Origin of the sequence: Pseudoalteromonas sp. S4492 (genome assembly GCF_005886115.1) — a bacterium.
Taxonomy (GTDB): domain Bacteria; phylum Pseudomonadota; class Gammaproteobacteria; order Enterobacterales; family Alteromonadaceae; genus Pseudoalteromonas; species Pseudoalteromonas gelatinilytica.
Genome location: NZ_PNCP01000356.1, coordinates 1 through 400, shown reverse-complemented (window position 1 = coordinate 400; position 400 = coordinate 1). Strand labels below are relative to the sequence as shown.

1 protein-coding gene is annotated in these 400 nt (G+C 38.2%); it reads right to left on the bottom strand.

Annotation, left to right across the window (positions count from 1 at the left end):
* On the bottom strand, positions 1-400 hold a 400-nt coding region (locus CWC28_RS21800), incomplete at both ends, for a trypsin-like peptidase domain-containing protein (protein ID WP_138625790.1).

Sequence of the window (400 nt, the reverse complement as noted above, 5' to 3'; positions counted from 1 at the left end):
AAAGCTTTATCAGAATTGTGTAAGCTGTCGACTAATGCATAGATATTTTTAGATTTCACAGCGAAAGCAACACCATCTGCCTGTAACTGACGGGTACTTAATACACCAATAATATCTCCTACTTTGTTGAATACCGGTGCACCCGAATTACCGGGGTTCACACTCATTTGTATTTGGTAGGAAAGGGTATCGCCATTATAACCCGATTTGGCACTTAAATACCCCATGCCATAAACCACCTCATTTCTAGGATAACCCAGCGTGAAAATTTCTTCTCCTAAATCGGCTTTCGATTTGCGGATAATATAAGGGATATTCTTAACGGGCACATATTCATGATCATTGATGAGTAAAATCGCTAAATCTTTATCATGATCAATATGCACAATAGAGGATTTGA